This is a genomic window from Candidatus Culexarchaeum yellowstonense (assembly GCF_024707025.1).
Lineage (GTDB): Archaea > Thermoproteota > Methanomethylicia > Culexarchaeales > Culexarchaeaceae > Culexarchaeum.
The window spans coordinates 1-5849 of the sequence record NZ_JANGFQ010000099.1 but is presented as its reverse complement, the minus strand read 5'-3'; the positions used below and the strand labels follow the sequence as shown (position 1 = coordinate 5849).

The window sequence follows — 5849 nt, the reverse complement described above, 5'->3', positions numbered from 1 at the left end:
ATGCCAATTCTTCGCAGTATACACTGAACCAATATATAAACCCCTAAAAGCCACTGCAAGAGCTTTAGAAATGATGGCTATATTTTATGAGGAAGTAGAGAAATCTGAGGGGAAGATAATAATAGTGAATAATTCGAAGGAAATTTATGAGGCAAAGAGGAGTGGGAAACTTGCAGCATTAATATCCATGGAGGGGGGAGAACCAATACAACACAACCCAATAATATTGAGAATGTTCCATAAACTTGGGTTAAGAGCCTTATCACTAACATGGAATGAGAGGAATATGCTTGCAGACGGTGTTGGAGAATCAAGGGCTCAAAGCAAATTAACCGAACTGGGATTGAAAGCTTTGGAAGAAGCTAAAAAGTTAAAGATCCTAATAGACGTATCACATCTAAGCGATTCATGCTTCTGGGATTTAGTGGAAAACTTCAAAAACCCAATAATAGCTTCACACTCCAATGCAAGGGCAATATGCAATCATAGGAGGAACCTCACAGACGAACAATTAAAGGCTATAGCTGAAAGAGATGGGGTTGTTGGGGTAAACTTTTCACCATCATTCATAGTAAGTGAAGGTAAAGCAACCATAGAAGACCTCATAAAACACATAGACCACATGGCCAACGTGATTGGAGTGAAATATGTGGGGCTTGGATCAGATTACGATGGAATATCCTCAACGCCAATAGGACTTGAAGATGTAAGCAAACTACCAAATCTAACAGCAAAATTGCTGGAACATGGATATAGCAAGGAGGATGTGAAAAAGATCCTTGGAGAAAACTTCCTAAGAGTTATAAGTGGGGTTATGGGATGATGGAAGCAGATATACTCATAGTTGGTGGTAAAGTAATTGATGGAACTGGTGGACCATGGTATAGGGCGGATATAGCAATAAAGGATGGTAAGATAACTGCAATTGGGAAAATTAGGGGGGTAGATGCTAAGAGAGTTATAGATGCCAATGGATTGATGGTTGCACCAGGATTCATAGACATGCACAGCCACTCAGATTACACATTAATGGTTGATGGGAGAGCTTTAAGTAAAATAATGCAAGGTGTAACGACAGAGGTTATAGGGAATTGTGGAAGTTCAGCGGCACCATTAATGGGGATATTAAGGGATAGAGGCGATGAAGAAAGCAAGAGGTATGGATTGAAAATTGAATGGACTAAAATGAGGGAGTATATGAGTAAACTTGAGGAGTCTGGAGTATCATTAAACGTGGCACCACTCGTGGGATACGCAAACATAAGGATAGCAGTTCTAGGCTATGATGCAAGAGAACCATCAAAGAGGGAGATGGAGGAAATGAAGATAATACTCGAAGAAGCATTGAATGATGGTGCATTCGGAATGTCCACGGGATTAAGATACGACCCACAATCCTTCGCAAAAACTGAAGAGATAATTGAATTGGCGAAAACAGTTTCGGAATATGGGGGAATATATGCATCACATATAAGAGATGAAGGTGATAGGGGATTGGTAATCGAAGCAGTGGAGGAAGCTATAAGGATAGGTAGGGAGGCAAAAGTTCCTGTGGAAATATCACACCTAAAAATACTTGCAAAACCATTATGGGATAAATGTGATGAAATAATTAGATTAATTGATGAAGCTAGGGGGAGGGGGGTTGAAGTAACTGCTGATCAATACCCATATGAAGCAAGCGGTACAAGTTTAATGGCATGGATACCGAAATGGGCTAATGAAGGTGGAAGGGAGAAGTTGATTGAAAGATTAAGGGATAAGGATTTGAGGGAGAAGATAAAGGTGGAACTATACAAGACAATGGAGTATCGTGGAGGAGCTGAAAATGCCATCATAAGCAGATTCGAACCAGATCCATCAATTGAAGGATACTCAATAAAACAGGTCTCTGAAAAACTTGGATTAAGCGAAGATGAAACTGCCATAAGACTTGTGGAGAAAGCCCTTGAAGCTAAAAGCGGAATTGGAATAATAAACTTCAATCAAAAACCGGAAAATCTTAGAAAGATATTTTCAAAACCATGGGTTATGGTTGGATCAGATGGCTACGCACTCTCACCAACTGGAATACTGGCCACTGGAATACCTCATCCAAGAAGTTATGGGACATTCCCAAGAGCAATAGCGAAATATGTGAAAGATGAAAAGGTTATGTCATTGGAGGAATGTATAAGGAAGATGACATCACTACCAGCAAACGTTCTAGGATTATGGAGTAAAGGTTTGATAAAAGTTGGATTCGACGCCGATATAGTGATATTTGACTATGAGAAGATAAGGGATACAGCCACATATACGAATCCAGCACAATACCCCCTTGGCATAGAGTACGTAATAGTTAATGGGAAACTAACTGTGGATAAAGGTATATATACTGGGGAGAAGGCAGGTAAAGTTTTAAGGAAAAAGGGGAGGGTTTAGGATTTATTGTTTCAAGTGCTTATCAAACCAATCCACAATTATTTTTAACCTTTCAACCCTATGCTTAGGCTTACCACTCCTAGATAAATCGTGATTTTCACCTGGAACTAAAACCATTCTAGCCTCCTTACCAAGCTGCTTCAAAGCAATGAAGAATTGCATGGCCTCAACATAATGACACCTGTAATCTTCTAGGCTATGCAATATTAGTATTGGCGTTTTCACATTCTCACAATACATTAATGGAGACTTCTCAAGGAACTTGTTGACGCTCTCAGGGGTTATTGGCTTAGCTGATAGATCGCCGAGGATATGGTCTAATGCAAATCTATAACCAATATCGCTTGTACCATAAAAGCTAAGCCAATTGGATATCCCACGCATACTAACAGCAGCTTTAAACACATCAGTATGTGTAACTATCCAATTGGTCATAAAGCCACCATAAGATCCACCTGCAACGCCAATCCTTGAGGAATCTATGTATGGATAGTTTGTTAAAACGTAATTCAATGACTCCATTATGTCAGCATAATCCCTCTCACCATAATGTCCACGTATATCAGCGAAATCCTCAGAATATCCATCACTACCACGGGGATTAGTGTATATGACGACGTAGCCTCTAGCCGCATAAACTTGAAATTCATGTATAAATGATGCACCATAAGCAGTTTTAGGTCCACCATGAATGTAAAGTATTGCAGGATACTTCTTACTAGGATCAAAATCCAATGGTTTCATTATCCAACCATCAATCTCAGCTCCATCACTAGCTGTGAAATTGAAGTGTTCAGGTTTAGATATTGAGAATTCCCTTACAAAATCTAGATTGAAGTTTGTTAATTGGATTTCTTTGCCTCCACGTATTAAGTAGAGTTCTATTGGATAAGTGTCCGTCATTGATGTGAAAATCACCAAATGTTCACCGTTCTTGCTAGCGACATCAAAACCTTCAACACTCCTATAACCAAAAGTTACCGGGCTTAATGATCCATCATTAATGTCGATGGAATAGAGATTTGCTGAACCACCCTCATGAACCACAAAGTAAACTTTGTCTTCAACCCATTTAGGCCCCACATAAACCTCACCACCCCTCACATCGGAATTCAATGAGTTGCTTATGTTTAAATTCAAATTGCCAGTTAATAGTCTGATAGATTTGTCTTTAAGGTTGAGCAAATAAAGCCTGCTATGTGAAACCGATCCTCTCTTCAAATCATGCCCTCTAAAAACAATCTTAGAATCATCAGGACTCCAACTAAGGCTAATAATACTCATATTTGAGGAGGTTAGGAGCTCACTTTTACCAGTCTTTAAATCTAGTATGAAGATGTCATTTATGTATGGTTTAAGATCATTTAGGGTGGCTATATATGCCAACTTATCTCTAGAATTGCTTAGAGACATGAAGTTTACATCAAATTCACCGGAAGTTAATTGCTCAACACTTTCACTAAAGACATCAATCATGAAGATGTGATTTCTAATGGTGTGTATGAAGCCTCTACCATTAAACCAGAAGTTTATTCTATCAATAACCTTAACATCTTCTTGAACATCTCCAGAAGCTCCGAGGAAGAGCAATTTACGATCATCAATCCATTGAAGCTTGGTTATGGGCAATTTGCGTTTTAATAGCATTCTAAATTCTCCACCATCAATTCTACCCAACCAAACCTCCACTCCAGGCTCATCCTTCTTTAAAGTCCTCCTAGAAGTAAATGCAATGAACCTTCCAGAGGGGCTCCAAGAAGCTCTACCATCCTTAGGACCATTAGTATATGCGTAAACCTCCCCACTTTCAACATCTGCAATCCACAATCTAGATATGTAATCATTTTCATCTAAGCTTGGTTTAGTCAATGTAAATATCACTTTCGATGCATCTGGAGAGAATGTTGGTTCTGAAATCATTGAAATTTTAGTGAAGTCTTCAAATCCAATCTTCTTAGGCATATCCCATCAGCATAATATTTATAACAATTCAATTTATACCTTTGTACATTACTACTTCGCTACAATTCAATGTTGAGAAATAAGTTTGTGGGATGTTGAAGATTATGCTTGAAGCTTCAAACGTTTGAAATAGATGTAGGCTAAGCCTATTATCAAGATGAGGGATGGAATGCGTATTGCAATGTGAGGGTAGAATATGGTTATGGAAGATATTATGAGAAGCCCCCTCAACAATATGTCTATAGACTGCTTTCCACCGAATTTGCCGAAAAGTCCAAGTGAGAATGCAATTATGCTAACAGTGATTATGACCACTGAAATTAAGGTTAACCAGGATACCTCGGATACTGCTGGCTGCTCCACCAATATTCCAAACATCAAAATGAAGAGGGGTGTACAAATCTTCATCAATTCAATTAATGTCTCCATAAACCCTGCACCAGATATCTTAGATGCCACAGCTGCAGCCAGTGAAGTTGGTGGTGAAAGTTCAGAGAAGAGGGCCATGAAGAATGCAAAGTAATGTACTGCCCAAGGATCAAAACCCAACTTAATCAAGTATGGCGCCACAAGTATAGCTGTAAGTAGATATGTGGGTGTTGGTGGTAACCCCAAACCCAAAATGTATCCAAGAATAAAAGCTATAGTTACTGTGAGAATTACATTTGCACCTCCAATTTCCATGAGTATGAAGCCTATTTTCGGAGGAACCCCCGTAATTGTCATAGCTTCAGTCATAATTCCAAGAGTTGATAGAAGTAGAGTCAAATCGACTAGATCAGACATAAAATTATGTATTGAAAATACAAACTTATCATATAGCTCTCTCAAAATATCTTTAGGAGAACTCTTCTGTAGAATTGAGAGGACAATGGTGTCTATTAATACTATGATCAATAGTAATGTTGATGATACGAAGCCGGCAACTATTGGTGATATACCGATCCACATAAGATATGTGATAAGTGCAATTCCGAAGAAGAAGATCATGGTGTTAATTACATCGCTCCTCCTATAAGTAAAACTGGCAGTTACAGCTGCTTCCCTAATAATGTACCTCCTAGTTAATAGGTATACAATGAATAGCAAGCCAACAACGTATATGAATAGCAATACCCACCCTCTCAAGCATACATCAAAATATGAAACCCTCAAGTATTCAGCCATAATAAATGCAGCTGCACCCATCAATGGAGGTGACAATTGTGCTGCCACACTGGAAGCAGCCTCCACAACACCAGCATACTTGCTGGGAATACCTATCTTTTTCATCAATGGAATGGTGTAGGATCCGCTTACCGCAACATTGGCAGCTATACTACTGGATGGTAAGCCAATGGTTATTGAATTTATAACACACGCCATTGGTATTGTTGAAGGCCTCCTACCAAGCTTACACATAATTACATTAATTAGAGAGTTTAAGAGGCCGAAACCATAGGCAATGGATGAAAATAGCATAA

4 protein-coding genes are annotated in these 5849 nt (G+C 38.9%); 2 read left to right on the top strand and 2 right to left on the bottom strand.

Annotated elements, in window-relative coordinates; translation table 11 throughout:
* Nucleotides 1-823: dipeptidase (locus tag MRT15_RS08940; protein WP_304329741.1), on the top strand; the 823-nt coding region annotated here is incomplete at its 5' end.
* A complete protein-coding gene (locus tag MRT15_RS08935) occupies nucleotides 820-2424 on the top strand; it encodes an amidohydrolase family protein (protein WP_304329740.1) in 1605 nt (534 codons plus the stop codon). The genes MRT15_RS08940 and MRT15_RS08935, both read left to right, overlap by 4 nt.
* A gap of 3 nt (nucleotides 2425-2427) precedes the next feature.
* Here MRT15_RS08935 and MRT15_RS08930 read toward each other — a convergent pair whose 3' ends face one another.
* Complete coding sequence (locus MRT15_RS08930) at nucleotides 2428-4386, bottom strand: S9 family peptidase (protein WP_304329739.1); 1959 nt, start codon at nucleotides 4384-4386, stop codon at nucleotides 2428-2430.
* Nucleotides 4387-4488: 102 nt separating this feature from the next.
* Nucleotides 4489-5849 (bottom strand): TRAP transporter large permease subunit (locus MRT15_RS08925; RefSeq protein WP_304329738.1); only part of this gene is annotated, 1361 nt, incomplete at its 5' end.